This is a genomic window from Geobacillus zalihae NBRC 101842 (assembly GCF_001544135.1).
GTDB classification, from domain to species: Bacteria; Bacillota; Bacilli; order Bacillales; family Anoxybacillaceae; genus Geobacillus; species Geobacillus zalihae.
The window spans coordinates 1-19933 of the sequence record NZ_BCPV01000067.1; the positions used below are offsets into that span (position 1 = coordinate 1).

Annotated in this window: 21 protein-coding genes; 10 read left to right on the plus strand and 11 right to left on the minus strand. The window is 53.3% G+C overall.

The genetic code is table 11. The annotated features are described in order from the left end of the window. Positions 1-529, minus strand: a 529-nt coding sequence (locus GZ1_RS14840; RefSeq protein WP_157074375.1) for a PAS domain-containing protein, incomplete at its 3' end; no start/stop codon positions are given. Positions 530-994: 465 nt separating this feature from the next. Then, complete coding sequence (locus GZ1_RS14845; RefSeq protein WP_041470499.1) at positions 995-1942, minus strand: aldo/keto reductase family protein; 948 nt, start codon at positions 1940-1942, stop codon at positions 995-997. 245 nt (positions 1943-2187) lie between these two features. On the opposite strand from GZ1_RS14845, the gene GZ1_RS14850 reads away from it, so the two are divergent. The 6 genes from GZ1_RS14850 (at position 2188) to GZ1_RS14875 (ending at position 7674) form a co-directional block, all read left to right on the plus strand. Next, positions 2188-2916, plus strand: a complete 729-nt coding sequence (locus GZ1_RS14850; RefSeq protein WP_015375048.1) for an amino acid ABC transporter ATP-binding protein — start codon at positions 2188-2190, stop codon at positions 2914-2916. A gap of 28 nt (positions 2917-2944) precedes the next feature. Next, complete coding sequence (locus tag GZ1_RS14855) at positions 2945-3790, plus strand: glutamate ABC transporter substrate-binding protein (RefSeq protein ID WP_015375049.1); 846 nt, start codon at positions 2945-2947, stop codon at positions 3788-3790. Between the two features lie 87 nt (positions 3791-3877). Further along, complete coding sequence (locus tag GZ1_RS14860; RefSeq protein ID WP_015375050.1) at positions 3878-4531, plus strand: amino acid ABC transporter permease; 654 nt, start codon at positions 3878-3880, stop codon at positions 4529-4531. 16 nt (positions 4532-4547) lie between these two features. After that, positions 4548-5198: an amino acid ABC transporter permease gene (locus GZ1_RS14865; RefSeq protein ID WP_033025580.1), complete on the plus strand. Its 651-nt coding sequence runs from the start codon at positions 4548-4550 to the stop codon at positions 5196-5198. 290 nt (positions 5199-5488) lie between these two features. Beyond that, the gene (locus tag GZ1_RS14870; protein ID WP_240673872.1) at positions 5489-6745 is read left to right on the plus strand and encodes a sensor histidine kinase; all 1257 of its coding nucleotides are present in this window, start codon (positions 5489-5491) and stop codon (positions 6743-6745) included. A gap of 29 nt (positions 6746-6774) precedes the next feature. Next, the gene (locus tag GZ1_RS14875) at positions 6775-7674 is read left to right on the plus strand and encodes a response regulator (RefSeq protein ID WP_060788777.1); all 900 of its coding nucleotides are present in this window, start codon (positions 6775-6777) and stop codon (positions 7672-7674) included. Positions 7675-7697: 23 nt separating this feature from the next. On the opposite strand, the gene GZ1_RS18515 is transcribed toward GZ1_RS14875, so the two are convergent. Then, positions 7698-8069 (minus strand): MurR/RpiR family transcriptional regulator, encoded by a 372-nt coding sequence (locus GZ1_RS18515; protein WP_015375054.1) that lies wholly within the window; start codon positions 8067-8069, stop codon positions 7698-7700. Positions 8070-8226: 157 nt separating this feature from the next. Here GZ1_RS18515 and GZ1_RS14885 point away from each other — a divergent pair, with 157 nt between their 5' ends. Continuing rightward, positions 8227-8754 carry a YceI family protein gene (locus tag GZ1_RS14885; RefSeq protein WP_015375055.1) on the plus strand — a complete coding sequence of 176 codons (528 nt, stop codon included), beginning with the start codon at positions 8227-8229 and terminating at the stop codon, positions 8752-8754. Between the two features lie 158 nt (positions 8755-8912). Here the strand turns inward: GZ1_RS14885 and GZ1_RS14890 are convergent, their stop codons facing one another. From GZ1_RS14890 to shc, 5 genes are all read right to left on the minus strand, one after another. Continuing rightward, a complete protein-coding gene (locus GZ1_RS14890) occupies positions 8913-9686 on the minus strand; it encodes a 3-hydroxybutyrate dehydrogenase (protein ID WP_020754281.1) in 774 nt (257 codons plus the stop codon). Then, on the minus strand, positions 9686-9991 hold the full coding sequence (locus GZ1_RS14895) for a 4a-hydroxytetrahydrobiopterin dehydratase (RefSeq protein WP_020754280.1): 306 nt from the start codon (positions 9989-9991) through the stop codon (positions 9686-9688). Before GZ1_RS14895 ends, GZ1_RS14890 begins: the two co-directional genes overlap by 1 nt. Before the next feature lie 2 nt (positions 9992-9993). After that, on the minus strand, positions 9994-10581 hold the full coding sequence (locus tag GZ1_RS14900; protein WP_033005000.1) for a Uma2 family endonuclease: 588 nt from the start codon (positions 10579-10581) through the stop codon (positions 9994-9996). A 344-nt stretch (positions 10582-10925) separates the two neighbouring features. After that, complete coding sequence (locus tag GZ1_RS14905; protein ID WP_033004998.1) at positions 10926-12176, minus strand: esterase/lipase family protein; 1251 nt, start codon at positions 12174-12176, stop codon at positions 10926-10928. A gap of 230 nt (positions 12177-12406) precedes the next feature. After that, entirely contained in the window at positions 12407-14263 is a 1857-nt protein-coding gene (gene shc, locus GZ1_RS14910; protein WP_060788778.1) for a squalene--hopene cyclase, read from the minus strand. A gap of 85 nt (positions 14264-14348) precedes the next feature. Here shc and GZ1_RS14915 point away from each other — a divergent pair, with 85 nt between their 5' ends. The 3 genes from GZ1_RS14915 (at position 14349) to GZ1_RS14925 (ending at position 16791) form a co-directional block, all read left to right on the plus strand. Continuing rightward, entirely contained in the window at positions 14349-15500 is a 1152-nt protein-coding gene (locus GZ1_RS14915) for a DUF2515 domain-containing protein (protein ID WP_060788779.1), read from the plus strand. Continuing rightward, positions 15490-15882: a CBO0543 family protein gene (locus GZ1_RS14920; protein WP_015375075.1), complete on the plus strand. Its 393-nt coding sequence runs from the start codon at positions 15490-15492 to the stop codon at positions 15880-15882. Before GZ1_RS14915 ends, GZ1_RS14920 begins: the two co-directional genes overlap by 11 nt. Before the next feature lie 90 nt (positions 15883-15972). Continuing rightward, the gene (locus GZ1_RS14925) at positions 15973-16791 is read left to right on the plus strand and encodes a rhamnogalacturonan acetylesterase (protein ID WP_081133178.1); all 819 of its coding nucleotides are present in this window, start codon (positions 15973-15975) and stop codon (positions 16789-16791) included. 160 nt (positions 16792-16951) lie between these two features. On the opposite strand, the gene GZ1_RS14930 is transcribed toward GZ1_RS14925, so the two are convergent. The 3 genes from GZ1_RS14930 to GZ1_RS14940 all read right to left on the minus strand — a co-directional run bounded on the left by GZ1_RS14930 (position 16952) and on the right by GZ1_RS14940 (position 19631). Further along, on the minus strand, positions 16952-17929 hold the full coding sequence (locus tag GZ1_RS14930) for a bile acid:sodium symporter family protein (RefSeq protein WP_060788782.1): 978 nt from the start codon (positions 17927-17929) through the stop codon (positions 16952-16954). A 154-nt stretch (positions 17930-18083) separates the two neighbouring features. After that, positions 18084-19058 carry an MBL fold metallo-hydrolase gene (locus GZ1_RS14935; RefSeq protein ID WP_020754271.1) on the minus strand — a complete coding sequence of 325 codons (975 nt, stop codon included), beginning with the start codon at positions 19056-19058 and terminating at the stop codon, positions 18084-18086. Positions 19059-19310: 252 nt separating this feature from the next. Continuing rightward, positions 19311-19631, minus strand: a complete 321-nt coding sequence (locus tag GZ1_RS14940) for a hypothetical protein (protein ID WP_015375079.1) — start codon at positions 19629-19631, stop codon at positions 19311-19313. Positions 19632-19933: the final 302 nt, after the last annotated feature.

Sequence of the window (19933 nt, forward strand, 5' to 3'; positions counted from 1 at the left end):
TTTCTGGAATGCCCGATTGAGCACAAATGTGCAGACGGGTGTTTTCGATCACTTCCGTCACATGTTTTCCGATCGCTTCTTCCCGGCGAATGCCGAGAAACTGGCAATACGCCCGGTTGATTTCACGAACCACGCCGTCCTCATCGACGACAACCACCCCTTCGTACGCCGCATCCAGCACCGTTTTCATCGTCTCAGCCAGACGGTGCGCTTCCTCCAGTTCATGCCGCAATCGTTCCAACTCGGCAGCCGAGGTGGAGTCGACTTCCATGTTCATTGTCTCTGCGCCGCTGTCTTCACGTCCTGCTTCCGATGAAAACGCCGCCAATACATTCCTGATCGGCGTCGTGCGGTCCATCTCACGCGCTGCTGCCCATAGCAGCATCCGCTGTGTGCACCGCCCGATCGTTCGGCCGTGCTCGTCAACCACATCAACCGCAGCTATCCCATGTTCCGCCAACAACTGGATGGCCTCGTGCATCGTTTGGCTGCCGCTAAGAGTCAGCCCTATACGGCGAACAGCGGTCATCGCCATCCCTCCCTTGCTTGTTCACTTGTTTGTATCGTTCGCCACCCGTAAGAAAAATCCTCTTTTAACATCTTTCTTCCGAAAGAAGTCTCCCACTTTTAAGCGAAGTGAAAGGGGGAGATGAATGTCGGTTGGCGTTAGCCAACGAATATAATAGAATATGGCTAGAACGGGCACCTTCGGAACGAAGGGAAGCGTAAAGGGTTCTTGTGTGCGGCTTACCGTTCGGCGAACACACACAAGTCGCTTGAAGCCCCCACCTCTAAGCCAAGCGCAGGTGGTGGGTAGTTCACCAGCACAAACGTGTCTATGATCAGCTTGAAGGAAGAAGGAAAGAAGTCAATCGATCATCCAATCGCCGCTCTCAATTCTTTTCCGCTCTCCCGTGAAAACGGAGTCTCCTTCGATGCGGGACGGATCAAAAAAGAAAACGGAGACAGGCGTCAGCCTGTCCCCATTTTTCGATTACGCCAAAACCCCCTCAATCTTCTCAATCACTTCTTCGCTTAACGCGACATCGACCGCCTTGACGTTTTCTTCGACTTGTTCCGGACGGCTGGCGCCAATTAAGGCGCTGGCGACGTTCGGCTGGCGCAGCACCCAGGCGAGGGCGAGCTGGGACAACGTAATGCCAAGCTCAGCCGCGATTTTTTCGAGTTGTTCCACTTTTGACAACACATCATCGTTCAGCAGCCGCTGGATAAAGGCGTTCGCCTTCGGATCGGCAGCGCGGCTGTCCGCTGGCGGTTGTTGGCCACGCTTGTATTTGCCGGTCAGCACCCCTTGGGCGAGCGGCGAGAAGACGATTTGACTGATGCCGTTTTGTTCGCACACCGGGATGACTTCCTTTTCAATATAGCGATGGAACATGTTGTACTGCGGCTGGTTGACGACGATCCGATCGAGCAGGTAGCGGTCGGCCACGCCGAGCGCCTCTTGAATTTGTTGGGCCGTCCATTCGCTCACGCCGACATACAGCACTTTTCCTTGGCGGACGAGGTCGTCGATCGTGCGCAACGTCTCATCGACCGGCGTTTCTTTGTCATAGCGGTGGCAATAGTAGATGTCGACATAATCAAGCTGCAGCCGCTTTAAGCTCGCATGGAGCTGCTCAAACACATGCTTGCGCGACAGGCCGCGGTCGTTCGGACCATCGCCCATCGGCCAAAACACTTTCGTCGCGATGACATACGATTCGCGCGGATATTTGCGCAGCGCCTCGCCGACGATTTTTTCCGCTTCCCCGCGCGCGTAGACGTTCGCCGTGTCAAACGAGTTGATGCCAAGTTCGTACGCCTTGTCAATGACGCGGATCGCGGCTTCTTTTTCCACTGAATTTCCATATGTAAGCCAGCTGCCTAAACTAATCTCACTAACTTTCAGCCCCGTGCGGCCGAGTTTTCGATACTTCACCTTCGCTCCCCTCTCCTTTTGACGGCAATCAATGCCAAATTCTTCATGTCCCATTATAATCCTCAACTGCGGATTTGCAAAGACATTTGCCTTACTATTCAAAAAACAGCTTCCGTCTCTTTGCGTCCATCCTCGATTTTTCTTTGGTTCACAAAATTTTTGTAGATTTCCGTAGATTTTCGTAGGTGTGTATTTACAATGAATTCGAAAAACATTCACAAATTTGTCACAAAGGAGGGGGGCTATTGATTTATTTCCACCAAGTCAACAAATACTACGGCGATTTTCATGTGTTGAAAGACATTAACTTGACGATCAACCAAGGGGAAGTCGTCGTCATCATCGGGCCATCCGGATCGGGCAAGAGCACGCTCGTGCGCTGCATCAACCGGCTCGAGACGATCTCAAGCGGCGAATTGATCGTGGATGGCGTCAAAGTGAACGACAAAGGCGTCAACATCAACGAGCTGCGGCGCAATATCGGCATGGTGTTTCAACATTTCAACCTATACCCGCACATGACTGTTTTGCAAAACATCACGTTGGCGCCGCGCAAAGTGCTCGGCATGTCCGAAAAAGAAGCGAACGAGATCGCCATGTATTACTTAGAAAAAGTCGGAATCCCAGACAAAGCGAACGCCTATCCGTCCGCGCTGTCCGGCGGCCAGCAGCAGCGCGTCGCCATCGCCCGCGGGCTGGCGATGAAACCGAAAATCATGCTGTTTGACGAGCCGACATCGGCGCTTGACCCGGAAACGATCGGCGAGGTGCTCGATGTCATGAAGCAGCTGGCGAAAGAAGGGATGACGATGGTTGTCGTCACCCACGAAATGGGGTTTGCCCGCGAGGTGGCCGACCGCATCGTCTTTATGGACCAAGGCCGCATTTTAGAAGAAGCGCCGCCTGAGGAGTTTTTCGCGGCGCCGAAAGAGGAGCGGGCGCGCGTGTTTTTAAGCCGCATTCTAAACCATTAATTCCGGTCAATCAAAGGGGGTTTTGTTCATGAAAAAGAAAACATGGAAATGGTGGATCGCCGTCGCCTTGACGGCCTTATTGAGCGCTGTCGCGTTGACGGGCTGCAGCACGACGGACAAAGGGGAAGGCGGAACATCGTCAGAAAAAACGGAAGCGGCCAATACGCTTGAAAAAATTAAACAACGCGGCAAGCTTGTTGTTGGCGTCAAATACGATCTGAACTTATTCGGATTGAAAAACCCGGAAACGGGCAAAGTCGAAGGATTTGACATTGATATTGCCAAAGGGCTGGCGAAAAAAATTCTCGGTGATGAAAACAAAATTGAATTGAAAGAAGTGACGTCCAAAACGCGCATCCCGATGTTGAACAATGGGGAAATTGACGCTATTATCGCCACCATGACGATCACCGAGGAACGGAAAAAAGAAGTCGATTTCTCGGATGTGTACTTTATGGCAGGCCAATCGCTGCTTGTGAAAAAAGACAGCCCGATCAACAGCGTAAAAGACTTGAAAAAAGGCATGACGGTCTTGACGGCGAAAGGCTCGACATCGGCGGAAAACATCCGCAAAGCGGCCCCGCAAGTCAACGTGCTTGAATTTGAAAACTACGCGGAAGCGTTTACCGCATTGAAAGCGGGCCAAGGCGATGCGCTGACAACGGACAACGCGCTGCTTTGGGGGATGGCGAAACAAGATCCGAACTATCGCGTCCTGGATGAAACGTTCACCGAAGAACCGTACGGCATCGCCGTCCGCAAAGGAGACAAAGAACTGCTGCAAGTCATCAACGAATACTTGAAAGAAATTAAAGAAAACGGCGAATACGATAAGATCTACGAAAAATGGATCGGCAAAAAGCCGCAACAATAACAGGCGAAACGGTGGGCGGAACATATCCGCCCACCTGTTTGCCCAAAGGATGGGCTATGATTCCGCAAAGAAAGGAGGCGCTTCGTCTTGCTACGATTCTCCATTTTGGTTGAACATTGGGATTTGTATATGCAAGGGTTTGGCCATACGATCAAGGCCAGCGTGCTGGCCCTCATCGGCAGCTTGGCTTTAGGGACCATCATCGCCATTTTCCGCATCGCGCCGATTCGCCCGCTCAATTGGGTCGGAACGGCGTACGTGGAATTTATCCGCAACATCCCGCTTGTGTTGATCGTCTTTGTTTTTTTTATGGGCTTGCCCGCCGTCGGCATCCGGTTTGACTCGTTTACCGCCGGAACGCTCGGACTGATGGTGTATACCGCTGCTTTTATCGCCGAAGCGATCCGCTCGGGCATTCAAGCCGTTCCGAAAGGACAAATGGAAGCGGCCCGTTCCTCCGGGTTGACCTACTTACAGGCGATGCGTTACGTCATCTTGCCGCAGGCGGTGAAAATCGTCATTCCGCCGCTTGGCAACCAGTTCATCAACTTGGTGAAAAACTCTTCGGTGCTTGGCGTCATCGCCGGATTGGATTTAATGTATTACGGCGACTTGATTTCCTCGAAAACGTTCGTCACCTTTGACGTTTATATTTTCGTCGCCTTGTTTTACCTCGTCTTAACGATCCCGCTCAGCCTTGGCGTCGGCTACTTAGAGCGCCGGTTGCTCAAGGCGCGGTAGGAAAGGAGGCCAAATGATGGATTTTGCCGGTGCTTACGCGCCCGCCCATTTGAAGTTTTTGCTTCAAGGGTTTCTCGTCACGTTGGAAGTGGCGTTCATTTCGATTGTGTTGAGTTTTGTCTTTGGCATTATCATCGGGGTCATTCGCTATACGAAAATCCCGGTGCTTTCCCAGCTGCTCGCCGTGCTGGTCGAAACGATCCGGAATTTGCCGCTGTTATTAATCATTTTCTTTACGTATTTTGCCCTTCCGGAAGTTGGATTAAAGCTGGATAAACTATATGCCGCCATTTCGGCCTTGGTCATTTTTGAATCGGCCATGCTGTCGGAAATCGTCCGCAGCGGCCTGCAGTCAATCGACAAAGGGCAAATCGAAGCGGCGCGCTCATCGGGGCTTACGTATGGGCAGACGCTATGGTACATCATTTTGCCGCAAGCATTGCGGCGCATGGTTCCGCCGATCGTCAGCCAATTCATTTCTTTATTGAAAGATACGTCGCTCGCCATTGTCATTTCGTTGCCGGAATTGATGAACCATGCGCAAATCATTAACGGCCGCAACGTCAATTTCGTCATCCCGATTTTCATCCTGGTGGCGTTCATGTACTTTATCGTCAACTATTCGCTGTCGCTCGTTTCGCGCCGGTTGGAATACCGCCAGCGATAAGGAAACCGTATCCCCTTCTTCAGCTGGGGCATACGGTTTTTTCTTGCCATTCGCGGCACCGCTCGCTCCTTGAGCGTTCATTTCCATCACTCGTTGAGGCGCCAAAAGGGAAATGAAGATTTTTTCACGAAAATCATCCGTTGTTTTCGCTTTCCTGTTATATAATAGAATTGGAGATTCGTTCACGACTTTCACAAAGGCGGTGACGTCCACTGACACCAGCAAAAAAAGAACCGCTTTGGCTTCTTTTGCTTTTGCTTTCGGCTGCTGCGTTTCTCGGTGAAATGAAAATGAACCCATTTGACAGCCCGTTTCGCGTCTCACTCGGCAGCGCCGTCTTTTTTCTCGGGCTTGTCGCCTTTCGCTCCCTTTCGCCGCTTGTCATCGGCGCAAGCACCGGAGCAGCGGTCGTTGGGTTTCGTGTCTTTCTGGACTCGTTGACCGGAGAAATGTCGATTTCTGAGAGTCTGCTGACCCATCTCCCGGCAGCGGGGTATTATATCAGCTTTTCCATGATGGCGGCTGCTGTTCGGTTTCGCCAACGAATGGCCGCACCGATTCAGGCTGGAACGGTTGGAGCAGCGCTCGACTTTTTGGCGAACACCTGTGAACTAGCGATCCGATATGGGATGGGCGAGCCGTTTTCCTTCAGCGGCCAAACGATCATCGTCTTATGGTTGTTCGCCATTTTGCGCAGTTTTTGCGTGATTGGCGTTTACAATATGTGGGTGACAAAGCATGTCCGTTCACTCGCTGAAGCGAGAAAGCAAGAACTCGAGCGGCTCATGATGGTGAGCAGCGGATTATACGAAGAAATGTTTTACTTGCAAAAATCAATGGCTCTCATGGAAGACATGACGCGCCAAAGCTATGACCTTTACTCGCGGCTGATCGAACGAAAACACGTTGAACCGCGCGTCGCCCTGGAGCTTGCCGAACATATTCACGAGACGAAAAAAGATATGCAACGTATTTTCGCCGGCCTGTCTAAGCTCATCGGCCGCCAATCGGTGCGCGGACGCGTGCCGATCGCCGAACTGTGCGCCATGGTCATTCGCGCCAATGAAAAATACGCCAACTTATCCGGAAAAACGATCACCTTTTCGTACAACGGCCATATCGATCTTATGACCGATCAGCTGTATCCGCTTCTTTCCGTGCTCAACAACTTAGTATCCAATGCCGTCGAAGCCATTGAGAAGGCAGGCGACGTCACCTTGCATGCGCGTCTCCGCGGAAGCGAGCTGATCATCGAAGTGGAAGACACCGGCCCCGGCATTGCGGCTGATGACATCGCCTGGATTTTCCAGCCCGGATTTACAACGAAATACGACCGGCGCGGCAACCCGTCGACTGGCATCGGTCTCACCCATGCGCGCGATATCGCCCAAACACTTGGGGGGCATCTCCAGCTTGTCAAAAGCGAGCCGGGGCAGACGGTATTTCGTCTTGCCGTGCCGACAGCCCGCCTCCTGCAAGACACACCGTCCGCCGCCGAAATGTTCTCCGATCGCAACGCCGATCGGCAAGGAAATGCCGTCATATAGGCAAGTCAAGGAAGGGAGAGAACGGGAAGATGGGGCTCCGTTTTTTTCTAATCGAAGATGACCCTGTTGTCAGAAAGATGCTTGAAAAATTAATTCATGAATCCGGGCTCGGTGAGGTGGTCGGGTGTGCAGAAGACGGGCTAAACGTCCGCGCGGCCGACTTGCTTCACGTAGACGTCGTGCTCATTGACTTGTTAATGCCGGGGCGCGACGGAATTCAGACGATCAAAGCGCTGCGCCAAGAAGGATTCCCGGGGACATTCATCATGATCTCGCAAGTGGAAAACAAAGAAATGATCGGCCAAGCCTATTTGCATGGCATTGACACGTACATTCAAAAACCGATCAACCGTTATGAAGTGCTGTCTGTGCTCAAGCGCGTCGCCGATCATCTCTCCGCCGTCCGCTCGCTCGAGTCAATCCGTCAAGTGCTCAAAGGGCTTGAGCCGCAAACGGCTGACACCGCCGTTTCCAAGCCGTCCGCCATGGAACAGCAGGCCGAACAGCTTCTCCTTCTTCTCGGGGTCGCTGGAGAAGCGGGCAGCGCGGACGTGCTTCTCGTGGTGCGCTGGTTGGCAGAACAGGAAGCAAAAGGCCAGCCTGTGCGCGAACTGCCGCCGCTCAAAGAGCTGTACGCCGAACTCGTCGAGCGGGAATACGGCCTCCCCCCTGGCGAAACTGCCAAGGAAGCGCGGGCGATGGAACAGCGCATCCGCCGCCTCGTCCTGCAGGCGTTCACCCATCTCGCTTCCCTCGGCCTGACTGACTACACGAACCCGACGTTTGAGCATTTCGCACCGAGGCTGTTTGATTTCGGTGACATCCGCCGGCGGATGAATGAACTCGAGCGCGGCCAAATGGAGACGGAATGCCGGATGAATGTGCGGAAGTTTTTAACGGCTTTTTTTCTCGAGCTGAAGCGGGTCTAAAAGGCCATAAAATAGCTGCTTCTTTATATATAAGCCGGCGGTTGCGCGAATGCGAAGAAGAGCGACGTTTTATAAAAGGTTCTCAACTTGAAACGAGGGACGACGCTCCGCTTCCTGTTCAATCGCCAGCCTTCTAAATCATGATGCTGTCCCCTTGCGAAACAGGTCAAATGTTTTCCGTCGTCAGGCCAACTGCTCTTCTCTTCAGTAGCAACGAATGAGGCAAAACAAACGACGCTCGCTTCGCTTGTGTCAGCCGCCTGGGCCAAATCCTTCGTCGTCATATTCGGCACGAGTTCGGCATGGTCGAGAATGTAGGCGGCTATCTTTTTTTCCGCCGGTGAAAACCGTTCCATTTGCTGTTTGATTTTCGCTAAAAGGCCGATTTCATTCATCTTATTCTCCCTTTCCGCACATCATTTTTCTTTCATCTTATCATGGAAAGCCCCCTGTGCTCCATACTAATAATCTTTAATAAAAAATATTTGATTTCGAGATATACATTTGTTATGATAGTGGTGCGAATATGAATCATAAAGAGGAGGAAAAGCGATGACAACATTCCAACTCGACAAAGCGCACAGCTCTGTCGCCTTCCAAGTAAGACATATGATGATCTCCAAAGCGAAAGGGGAATTCACCAACTTTGACGTTGAGGTCGAAGGCGACATCAACGAACTCGAGTCGCTGAAAGTCAAAGCGACGATCGATGCCGCCTCGATCGACACGAAAAACGCCGACCGCGACAACCATCTCCGCTCGGCCGACTTTTTCGATGTCGAGAACTATCCAACCATTACGTTTGTCAGTGAATCCGTGCGCAAGCTGTCCGACACGGAATATGAAGTGACCGGGAAGCTGACGATCCGCGGCGTGACGAGAACAGAAACGTTCAAAGTCGAATACAACGGCCAAGTGAAAAACCCGCTCACCGGCGGCATCTCGGTCGGTTTTGATGTCGAAGGAACGATCAACCGCGAAGACTACGGGTTGGTATGGAACGTCGCGCTCGAAACTGGCGGATTCCTCGTCGGGAAAGAAGTCAAAATCCTAGCCAGCTTCGAATTTGCCTTGAGCTGAGCGTTCGAAGCGAAACGCCCCCGTCGCTAAAAATGCCGGGGGCGTTTTATCGTTGCGAGAGAAAACGGCCGCGTTGAACTCAGCATGGACATGCGGCAAAACGTTAGATCGTCAATCCCGAAAAAAGACTCCCGCTTCAAGCAAGGCGAAGGGGGAGTTTACTGCGCCGTATACCCGCCATCGATCACGACCGCCTGGCCGGTGACGCCTTTGGCTTGTTCGCCCGCCAAAAAGAGGACATAATGGGCCACCTCTTCAACCGACAGCAGCCGCCGCTGCGGCACAAGCGGGTAAATCACTTCCTCAAGCACCTTCTCAAGCGGCACGTTTCTTGTCGCCGCCAAATCCGCGAGCTGGCCGCGGACGAGTTCAGTGTCCACATAGCCCGGGCAAAGGGCGTTCACCGTAATGCCGTATGGCGCCCCTTCTAACGCTGCCACTTTCGTTAAGCCAATCACCCCGTGCTTCGCGCTGTTGTACGCCGCTTTGCCGGCAAACCCGACGAGCCCGTTGATCGACGCCATGTTGATGATGCGGCCATATCGCTGCTGTTTCATAATGGGAAATGCATGCTTGATGGCCAAAAATGGGCCGACAAGCATGACGCGAATGAGCTGTTCAAATTTTTCCGTCGGGAAATCCTCGATGTTCGCCACATGTTGCAAACCAGCGTTGTTCACGACAACATCCAGGCGCCCCCAACGGCTGACGGCCTCGTTGATCGCTTGCTTCACCTCTTGTTCAACCGTCACATCACATTTCACGCCGACCGCTTCATAGCCCAACTCCCGAAGCGACCGAGCAGCTTGCTCGACTTCTTCCTGGCGCAAATCAACGAGCACCACGTTTGCACCATGTTCCGCCAACGTTTTCGCCACTTCATAGCCAATCCCCCGCGCGGCTCCCGTGATGAGTGCCACTCGCTTTTCCATTATTCCCCTCCCCCCTGCTTCATCTGGTTATACACCTCATCATACTGCTTCGCCAAGTCAAAATCGAGCTTCGTCAGCCCTTTCGCCCGCCATGAAGACAGTTTCACGGTGATGAGCTTGTAGTCGATCGAAATGAATGGGTGGTGGTTGGCGTCTTCCGAAATCGCGGCGATTCGCCGGACAAACTCGATTCCTTGCAAGTAGTCTTGAAAACGGTATTTTTTCACAATCCACCGCTCATCGGCCAGCTTCCAGCCGTCCGCTTTTTCAAGCAGTGCTTGCACTTCCTCTTCCGTTAACCGCATCGTTATCCCTCACCCTCTATATTTTGAAATATGCCAGCCAGCGAAACCGTCAAATCAGCGAACAAAAACGAGACGAGCACATCGCCTTCGCCAAAGACGCTCCGCCTCTCATACCCTTTTTCACCGCGGCCGTACACTTCCACCGTCCGATGCAGCGGATCGACGATCCAATATTCCTTGACGCCAAACTGTTCGTACAACATATACTTTTCGTTTCGATCTTTCAACGCTGTACTTGGCGAAAGCACTTCCACTACCAAGTCAGGCGGACCATCGCAGCCTCGGCTGCCCATTTTGCTTTGATCGCAAATGACGGAGATATCTGGTTGCACGACATGCTTCGCCTGTTCATAGTCCGCCTGCTCATCAAGGCGTACATCAAATGGCGCCATGACAACCGTGCATCCTTTTTCACGAAAAAATGCCCGCAAAGCGACATACAATTCACCGACGATAGACTGGTGGACCAAGGAAGGGGTCGGTGCCATGTTGTAGGGCACGCCGTTGATCAGCTCCCACCGTCCGTCCCACTTGACATAATCTTGATACGTATACCGTTCCTTTTGCCGCTCGGGCGGCTTCACGTCCATTCCCCCATCCGCTTGCTTTACCCTTATTATACCATCGGACATCCGCGGCCGTCATACAACATAATGCGCTTCTGTGAAAATGCACGTGCTGGGATGGGTCATTTTTATCCTTGGGTAGAGGGCAAACCGTTGCCCATGGACCTTTTCCGTGAACATGCATACTTCTTGATAGTCATTTTCATCCCCGGGTTTAGGGGAGCGAGTCGCCCATGAGACTTTTCCGTGAACATGCAGGACTGACGCGTGAATTTCATCCCCGGGTGGAGGGCAAAGCGCGCTGCCCATGGAACTTTTCCATAAAAAGAGCCATCCGATCGAGATGGCTTTTTCGCAAAATACTCGTTTTAAGGCTGCAAGCTCGCCAACTGCTCGGCAAGCCGCAAATAAAAGGCGCGAATATCAAATGACGGATTCGGGTCAACGCCGATGATTTCCAAATGGTCGACGTTGTACGTTCCCATATCATTCCAAACCCCTTTTTTCAACGTCCCGTCATACGGCACGATCCGATCGCTTGATCCACGCTTTGGACCGTTCATGGAAACCGTATTGACAATGCCATCGTTCTCCAACCATCGGTCGTCAATGCCGAGCGTCGGATTGCGGTACGAACCGAGAAACGGAGCGCATACGACCGCGCTGAATGCATTCATTCCGAGTTCGGGATAATGGTTGCCTGTGAGCGCTCCGCGATACGTCCGTTCTGTAGAGAAACTCAAATAATACGTATTCGGGCTTGCTTGCACCCATTGATTCAACTTCTCAGCTCCGGAAACGGATAAATCGTAGCGGGCGGTATCTGTGGACGTCCAAACAGGGGAGCGCTTGAGCCGTTCAAAATAATGGTCGAACGATTCACCCGGCTGGCGGCGCAGTCCCCATTGGTCGAGCTTAAAATCGTATACTTGACTCGTGTACGGCACGTTGCTGGCGACAGCCGCCGCTTCCAACACCGCTTTTTGCAAGTCAAAAAAGCGATCGGTGAAATCAACCATGTTGACAAGCGTCGTCCCGTCATGAGGAGTGGCGATGGTCGTCACACTCAACACAAAATGATGTCCACCTTCAAACAACGGTGACAACGACACGTTATGCGCCTTGGCGTACTCCCGCTCTTCTTGGCTTCCGTTCTCTAGGAGCGAGACAAGCATGCGGGCCGTCTGCCCCCCTTGGCTGTGGGCGATGATATGGATGCGGCCACCCCTTTTCAATTCCGGCAACAGGCCGGGATAAGTGCGGCCAAACCGCGCATGGCCGTGCTTTGCCGCATGGGCTGCCCCATAATCGACCGTCCCGCCGACAAGCTGAGCATACGCTTCACACGCCCGGTCCCAGTTGCTCGAGAGCGGTCCGACCGCCAGCGTATACGTTCGATAACCGTTGTCGTTCAGCCATTGTTCGATATCGCCGCGCACGCCGCCCCAATACTTGAATCCAAACATTTCCTCTCGTCCCCATCCGGTAAACCCATGGAGAAGCACAATCGGTGCATCATTGGCGCGTAGGGATGCCGCTTCCGTCCGCCCTCCCGGGACCGATAGGCCGAACACAAACCATAATCCGAGCAACACAAACATAATCCGACAGCATTTCATCACGCTCTCCTTCTCCTCCCCTCGAATCGACTGAACCCCTTTATTCCGAATTACCTGAATATTCTATACTAAATAATCAGGCTATTCAATCCCGGCAATTGTCGGGTTTTCTGATGAGGGAAAGAGAAAAATGCACTTTTGTGCCGTCATATTTCGTTTCTCGCCGACAGCGAGAGGGTGATGCACTATGTCATGGCAGCGTTCCATCACGCCCTCGTACGGATAGTTGGCTAATCCACAAACGGCCCGAACTTTTGCTCGTAATGGGCGAGCGCCAACAACGGAAAAATGTAGCGGTAGCTATGGTAATGGATGTAAAAGGCGCCCGCCATTCCTTGCCCAGCGGGATACGAAGCCGTCCAGTCCGGATGGCGGAGAAGGCGAATAAGGGCGCGAACGCCGGCTTTCATTTCCGCGGTCGGACGCTCGGCGGCGGCGATGAGGGCATCAAGCGCCCAGGCGGTATGGACCGGCGTGCTGGCGCCAAGCGGCACATACATCTTGGCTCCGTCGCTTTTGCATGATTCCCCCCAGCCGCCATCAGCATTTTGGATGCTTAAAAGCCAATGAACAGCTTTTTGCATCGCCGGGTGATCGATTGGAACGCCGACAGCCGAAAGCCCCGTCACCGCCGCCCATGTGCCATACACATAGCAAATCCCCCAGCGCCCATACCACGAACCGTCGGCTTCCTGATGGTCAAGCAGCCAGTCGACGGCGCGGGCGACGGCGGGGTGGTCTTTTGTTAATCCAGCGAACGTTCCGAAATATTCAAGCGTCCGTCCGGTCAAATCGGCTGTTGATGGGTCCATCAACAAAAACTCCGCCCCTTCGATCGGCAAATACCGCCAAAACCGTTTGCCGACATTCTTTTCAAACGCCGCAAACCCGCCGTCATCGTTTTGCATCGAAAACAGCCATCGGTTCGCCCGATCCCATGCATGGCGAAACGCCGTCTCTTTCGCTGCCGCCCGGCGGATGGCGCGCAGCGCAGCGGTCGTATCGTCAACGTCCGGGTTCATCGTATTCACATCAGAAAATCCCCAGCCGCCCGGTATACCGTACGGGTTGTGCACCGCCCAGTCGCCATAGCGGATATGCTGGCGCGACAACAAATAGCGGTTCGCTTTTTCAATCGTCCGGTCCGTCAAGGGCACGCCCGCTTCTTGCAGCGCGTAGCTCGCCAACGCCGTGTTCCAAACGGAAGCGGTCGTATATTGCATATGCGTATGCCCATCGATTTCGGTCCGCAGTGAGCGCAAACCGCGGATAGCCCGCTGAATATACGGATCATCTTTCGGATAGCCGAGCGCGAGCAGCGCAAAAATCAACAAAAACGTCGAGCTGAAATAGCTGTACAACGTTCCGTCTGGCTCGATATGATCCAACATATAACGGACGGCGCGCTGTTCGGCGGCATGATGCAGCTGGTCCGGAAGTCCGATGAGAGATCGCTTGATGTACGACCATAGCGATCGGCTTTCAGGCAGCCGCCAGTCGTTGCGGGAAACAACCAAATCGGACAAGTCTGGGCTTTTTGCCGTCCTCCGGCTGTACCGTCGCTCCGCGGCGACGAGAAGCGGAATCATGTTCGCTCTTCCGTACACGGAAAGGTCATACATATTGAGCGGAAACGACGGGGGGAGAAGGAAAAAGGCAAGCGGCAGCGGAAACCGTCTTGGCCACGGGTGCTGTCCGGTCAATGCGAGCATCACTTTCGTAAACAAGTGGACACGCTCTAGGCCGCCCATTTCCAAAATGCGCGCTTTCGCCTTTTGCATATGCGGGTCGTTTTTTTTCCGATAGCCGGAGTAAAGCAGGGCGTAATACGCCTCGGTTGTCGCCGTCACGTTGCCGTCGCCTTCATCGGCAAACAGCTTCCACGCCCCATTCGGGTCCTGGCGGCTTTCAATACGTTCGACAAGCGCTTGAATCAACGGTTCATCATGTATTCCGAGCGTCCGCAATAAAATGATCATATAGGCATCGGTGGAAATACCGGTTTCAAACGGAAACCGCCACGATCCATCAGCCGCTTGCGATTGCTTGAGCGCATCGATGAGCACGCGCCGTTCATCGTCCACTATTCATCGCCTTCCTTTTTCGAAAATCTGCTTCTTTCCATATTTATTCGATTCGCAAACCCGCGATGCGCCAAGAGGGGGATTCATCATGCGCTGCCGAAAATCAAAAACCTCGTCTCTTCCCCTTTCTCTCGTCGATCTTTATCGGGAGCTGAAGAAAAAGAGAAAGAAAGAAGCAACAACGATATCAGAACGCGATCTGACGGCCAAAGAGCAGCAGCTCATCAGCCGCATCCAGGCGATGACGGCGGAACAAAACGAAAACAATGTCACCCGGACAACGGCCTATCTCGATTTTTACTTGCGCCATCGCGAAATTCATTGGGCATTTTTAGGGCATATGGTGTCGCGCAACGGCGGCTGGAATATGACCGACTTAAAAGGGGAACTGCTCATGAGGCTGCTCTCGGAAGACGACCGGCAGTCGTTTTTCGCCTTTTTGGAGCGCGGCAATTGGCTCATTTTTCAAGACATTTATCCACAGTTTTTGTTGTATGAGGAAAGCAAAAAGCGGGGAGAGCCGTTATTTTATTTATTGCCATGGCTTGGCGTCTCAACGTTTATGGAAACGATATGGCGCCATTTTTGGCGCCACGGCGACCCGTACACGCTCGCCATCGCCTTAGTCGTGAACGAACAAAGCTATTTGGAATCCCGCGTCATTCAACATCCTGCTTTTCGGCAAACGGTTTTTCAGACGCTGGAGTTTAAACTGCAGGAACTACTCTGCTTCAACCATATTTTGTTTCCGCATGACGACGGCCGGGGCGGCACCGCCTTGATCGGCCAAACACTCCACGAGTTTGAGTCGCTCCATGAACGCATTTTGCTCGGCAAACGGCTGTACTCGATTTTGTTTGACGATGAAGAAACATTGGAAAACGCTGTGCGCTGGGCGGTGCGCCATCCGCACACCGGCTCGCGCAAAGACTATTGGCCGCAGCTGTTTAACGACGTATGCGAATCGTTTCCACGGGAGCCGTACCGCCGCCGCATCCGCGATTGCCGAATCGTTCCCGGCGCCCCGCGCCTATACAGCCCGCAGCTTCGTCACGCGTGGAAAAACGTCGTCCATGAAGCAGCCGAACCCGGCGATTGGTTTACCGACCCGCACGTTGTCGGCTACCTTGTCAAACCGGAACGACCGACGAATGGAGAGATTGTGGATGCCTATTGTGAAACGCTCGAAAAAATGGAGCTGGCGATCATCGCCAAACACGCCTTCTTTCATGCGCGCTAGCCGCCGCGCCTACGTGGCTTCAGCGCTGCTTGCGTCTTGGACGGGGACGTATTTGGATTTGTATTTCGTGGGAAAAGGGCTGTATGCGTTCCCGAAACGGCCCTTTCCTTCTGTCTTTTCGATCGATATTTTCTTTACGGCCGTCGTTCTTCCGCTCGGCACCGTCTTCTTTCTTGCCCTCATGGAGCGGCTTAGCCGCCTTGGGCGCATGGGGCTCATCGCTGCATTGTCGGCATTGGCGGCCGCATTGGAGGCCAAAGCCGAGACGTACGGTTTGTTCACCCACACGGCCGAATGGAGCCATTGGTATTCAGTTGCCGGTTACGGTCTTTTTCTTTCAATAATATGGGAATTTTACCGCCGATTCCAAACGGTGGACTAGCACGAATGGCGCATAAAGGCAATGGCAGCGAGCAACGATAACGGGGAACAAACCGAAAAGACGAGCAGCTGCCGGATAGGAGGAATCCGATTGAGAAGAAAAAAAGCCGCATTCCTTTGCTTGGCTGTCATCGCCGCCAGCGTTGCCCTCATCGCCCAACCGGACACGGATGGAAAAGCATCCAAAACGGGCGGACGGGCCGTCATAACGATCTACTTGGCAGGTGATTCGACCGTCGCCGCCGCCCCCCGCTCCCGCGCTCCCCGGGCCGGATGGGGTGAAATGCTCGATGATTGGTTTGATGACAACGTCATGGTGAAAAATATGGCCGCTTCCGGCCGCAGCGCGAAAAGTTTTGTCGAGGAGGGGCGGTTGGCTCGCCTGTTGCATGAGATGAAAAAAGGGGATTACTTGTTCATCCAATTTGGCCATAACGATGAAAAGGTGAACGACCCGGCGCGCCACACCGAGCCGTTCACCACCTATCAGGCATATTTGAAACAGTGTATTGACGGCGCCCGCGCCAAAGGGGCGACTCCTGTCCTCATCACCCCGGTCGAGCGGCGGCGCTTTTCCGCCGACGGACGAGCGCTCGATTCCCACGGGCCTTATCCTGCCGCCATGAAAGCGCTGGCGAAACAAGAGCACGTGCCGGTTATCGATTTGACGGCGAAAAGCAAACAGCGGTTTGAACAGCTCGGTCCGGAGCGGACGAAACGGTGGTTTTTATGGCTCGCACCGGGCGAACATCCCAATTACCCGAACGGCATCAGCGACAACACCCACTTTCACCAGCGAGGGGCGAAGGAAATCGCCCGGCTCGTCGTGGAAGGAATTGTCGAACTCAACCTTCCTCTTCGCCGCCACCTCATCCGTTCACCGGAACGGGAACATGCGCCAAGCCGCTAGGCCGGCTCAGCCCCGTCCCTCCACCGCAGCAGATCCATCGCCCATCCGCGAACTGCTGCCGCCGGCAACGCCTTTTTTTTGGCTTGCTGCCGATGCCCGTCCGATCCCGGATGAGCAATCTTTTTGGCCCTTCACTCCCTCGCCCGACGCCGCTGACCGCCTACCGGGCGCTTTCGACAAACGACGCCTGACGGCCCGACGACAAATGATACGTTTTGTCCAGCAGGCGATGGTACATCGACGCGAGCACTTGCTGAAACAGCATGCCAAGCACAACCGGCACGCTCACCGGCGGCGGAAAGTAAGTGATCGCCAGCACCGCACCGGCGCTGATGTTGCGCATGCCGCCGGTAAACGTCAGCGCAATGATGTCCGGCGGGGCAAATTTCAGCCAGCGGGCCGCCATCCAAGAAAGAAAATAGCCGGAGCCCGCAATCACGAAGACGAGAAACGCCATAAAAACCAAGCGGGCGTCAGCATGACCAAAATACGGAGCGACAACCGCGCTATTGATCATGACAACAAGGACAAGCGCCAGTTTGGAAAATGGCGCCAACCCCTCCGCCAGCCGTTCATTCGCGCGGCCGGATAACCGCTCGCTGATCAACATCCCGCCAAGCGATGGCAAAATAATCATGAAAAACAACCCGAGCACCATTTGCCAAACGTCGATCTCGACCGCACTTCCCGCAAACAGCAGCAACGTCAGCGGCACAACGGCCGGCGACAAAAACGTATCAATCAAAATGACGGACAGCGCCAACGCCAAGTTTCCCCGTCCGATCGACACCCAGATGAAGCTCGTCACCCCAGTCGGAATGGCCGCCGCCAGCACAAAGCCGATCACCGTCAGCCGATCGTGGCCGAAAAACAAATGCCCAAGCCCAAACGCCCAAAGCGGGATCACGAGGTGAAGCAAACATAACGCCGCCGCGATCGGACCGGGGTGAATAAGCGCCTCTTTCAAATCAGCCAACCGCAGCCGCAAACTGCCGCTAAACGTCATAAACGCAAACAACCACGGCACAAGTGCGGCATAATCGTGCAACTCGTTAGACAGCCATACACCGATCACTACGCTCGCCGGCGTCAGCAGCGGCAACACCTTCTCAAGCCGGCGGTTGATCGATTGCCACATCGGTTTCATCTCCCCATCTCGCCTTCAAGGACGCGTTCGCATTTCCTATGCCTACATTTTTCTATTATACACCGTAGCCGTGCAAAGAGAAGCACAAAACCGAATTGTCTCAACATACAAAAATTCCAGCTGTTTTCCGTATGGCAGACGACGATCATGATTCATATACGAACACGCCGTTCCGCTCATCTTTTTGTACTTGGCCAATGGACACTAAATACTCCAAATGCGCCAACGTTTCCGCCACCGCAAACCGCCATTGGTGCGCCGTCAGCGGCTTATGGCCGAACACAAGATCAGCGATGTCATAAGCGGTGCGCCCCTTTTCCGTCAACGCTTTCATTTTTTTCAGCCGGTGCTCATGATGGCGGAAAATATCACGGATCCGCTCGCGAAATTGACGGATGACAGCGCCATGGGCAGGCAAAGCCACCTCCACATGGAGAGCCTCCACATTGCGCAACGAAGCGAAATATTGCTGCAGCGGATTCGGATGGGCGCCCGGCCATACCCCGATGTTTGGGGTGATGCGGTCAAGCACATGATCAGAGACAAGCAGCTGGCGCGACTCTGGCTGATAAAAACTGATCAACCCATCGCTGTGCCCCGGAACCGGAATGACGGTCCATTGCCGTTGGCCGAGCACAATTTCATCGTCAGCCAACACTGTTAGTACAGGAAACGGACTGACGCGGAGCGACAACTTCTCCATACTCTCTTCGATGTCCGCCACAAGGTCTTTCGGGACGCCGTGGCGGCGAAACAGCGCAGCCACTTCGCTCGCCTGGCGACTCTCTTCCCCCCACACTCGTTCCGCCATCGCATAATCAGGCTCACTGATCCATACAGGCGCTTCCGTTTGTTGCTGCATCCACCCAGCCAGGCCGAAATGGTCCGGGTGAAAATGCGTGATGTAAATGGCGCGAACGTGCCGCGGCTTGATTCCAAGTTGCCGAAACACTGCTTCCCAGGCGCGAATCGCCTCAGGATAGCGAAAGCCGACGTCGACAATGCTCCATCCATCCGTTTCTCGGCATACATAACAATAAACATGCTTCATCGGAAATGGGACTGGGATCGGAACGCGGTACATTTCATCTCCTATCCGCTCCATTTCAATCTGCGTCATCCATTCTCTCCCCTTTTCTTTACATCAACACCTCTTTTTTTCACCAAACAACAAAGACAACTTAGTTTTATTTTATATTTCTGAATATTTAGTTAACAAAAATATTATGCTACAACCCTTCATCTTTTTCAACTTTGAAAACCATGGTTCTAAAACAAAGAAGGCGCCCCTCCATATAATCGGGGCACCTTGTTAAGATCATCTTATATAGATCCAATACTAGGCCAATATACAGCGAGTCGCTGTATTTTATTATTTTGGATTTTTCTGATCGTTGATCTGCCAAGAAGCCATTTCTTCGGCAAACTCCGCCGCAGCAGGCTGCATCGTTCCCATCCGCCGGCTCATCCAGCGGTTGAGGCCGCGAATCACGTTTCGCATCGGTCCTTGCGTCATCGGCGCCATGCGTCTCCCTTGTCTCGCCCCCAACATCGCGGCTGCCACCGCTCCTAAGCTTACGCTGACGAGCGTCCAAATGGCGTTATGGTTTCTTCGCCGTCTAACAACCCCCAACCATGGATTCCACAACCCGCGGCCGCGCTGAACGCGGAACAGACGGAATAAGCGGTCCATTGTACCTCCACCTCCTTTTGCTCGACAGCTCCCGTTCAACGGTTAGCATACGTTTCCTCTGAAAAAGTCATACATGGAAAACATTCGATGCCAACGGGAAGTTCTTTCTATATAAATTGAAATAAAGGTTTTCTCCCGTTCCACGGCGAATAAATACAAAGAGAAAATAGGGGAACGGAGAGAAAATATGATGCCAAATCACAAAGACGAGATCGAAAAGTTGTCCACTGCCATGAAAGAAGCAAAAAGTAAACGAGCATATGAACGCTACCAAGCGATTTATCTTCATTTGCAGGGATATG

Excerpts from the sequence above, each read along its gene's own strand:
- GZ1_RS14915 (WP_060788779.1), top strand. The coding sequence starts at position 14,349 with ATGCGCTGCCGAAAATCAAAAACCTCGTCTCTTCCCCTTTCTCTCGTC.
- GZ1_RS14875 (WP_060788777.1), top strand. The coding sequence starts at position 6,775 with ATGGGGCTCCGTTTTTTTCTAATCGAAGATGACCCTGTTGTCAGAAAG.
- GZ1_RS14870 (WP_240673872.1), top strand. The coding sequence starts at position 5,489 with ATGAACCCATTTGACAGCCCGTTTCGCGTCTCACTCGGCAGCGCCGTC.
- GZ1_RS18515 (WP_015375054.1), bottom strand. The coding sequence starts at position 8,069 with ATGAATGAAATCGGCCTTTTAGCGAAAATCAAACAGCAAATGGAACGG.
- GZ1_RS14930 (WP_060788782.1), bottom strand. The coding sequence starts at position 17,929 with ATGTGGCAATCGATCAACCGCCGGCTTGAGAAGGTGTTGCCGCTGCTG.
- GZ1_RS14895 (WP_020754280.1), bottom strand. The coding sequence starts at position 9,991 with ATGCGGTTAACGGAAGAGGAAGTGCAAGCACTGCTTGAAAAAGCGGAC.
- GZ1_RS14890 (WP_020754281.1), bottom strand. The coding sequence starts at position 9,686 with ATGGAAAAGCGAGTGGCACTCATCACGGGAGCCGCGCGGGGGATTGGC.
- GZ1_RS14885 (WP_015375055.1), top strand. The coding sequence starts at position 8,227 with ATGACAACATTCCAACTCGACAAAGCGCACAGCTCTGTCGCCTTCCAA.
- GZ1_RS14905 (WP_033004998.1), bottom strand. The coding sequence starts at position 12,176 with ATGAAATGCTGTCGGATTATGTTTGTGTTGCTCGGATTATGGTTTGTG.
- GZ1_RS14865 (WP_033025580.1), top strand. The coding sequence starts at position 4,548 with ATGGATTTTGCCGGTGCTTACGCGCCCGCCCATTTGAAGTTTTTGCTT.
- GZ1_RS14855 (WP_015375049.1), top strand. The coding sequence starts at position 2,945 with ATGAAAAAGAAAACATGGAAATGGTGGATCGCCGTCGCCTTGACGGCC.
- GZ1_RS14900 (WP_033005000.1), bottom strand. The coding sequence starts at position 10,581 with ATGGACGTGAAGCCGCCCGAGCGGCAAAAGGAACGGTATACGTATCAA.
- GZ1_RS14920 (WP_015375075.1), top strand. The coding sequence starts at position 15,490 with ATGCGCGCTAGCCGCCGCGCCTACGTGGCTTCAGCGCTGCTTGCGTCT.
- GZ1_RS14935 (WP_020754271.1), bottom strand. The coding sequence starts at position 19,058 with ATGACGCAGATTGAAATGGAGCGGATAGGAGATGAAATGTACCGCGTT.
- GZ1_RS14940 (WP_015375079.1), bottom strand. The coding sequence starts at position 19,631 with ATGGACCGCTTATTCCGTCTGTTCCGCGTTCAGCGCGGCCGCGGGTTG.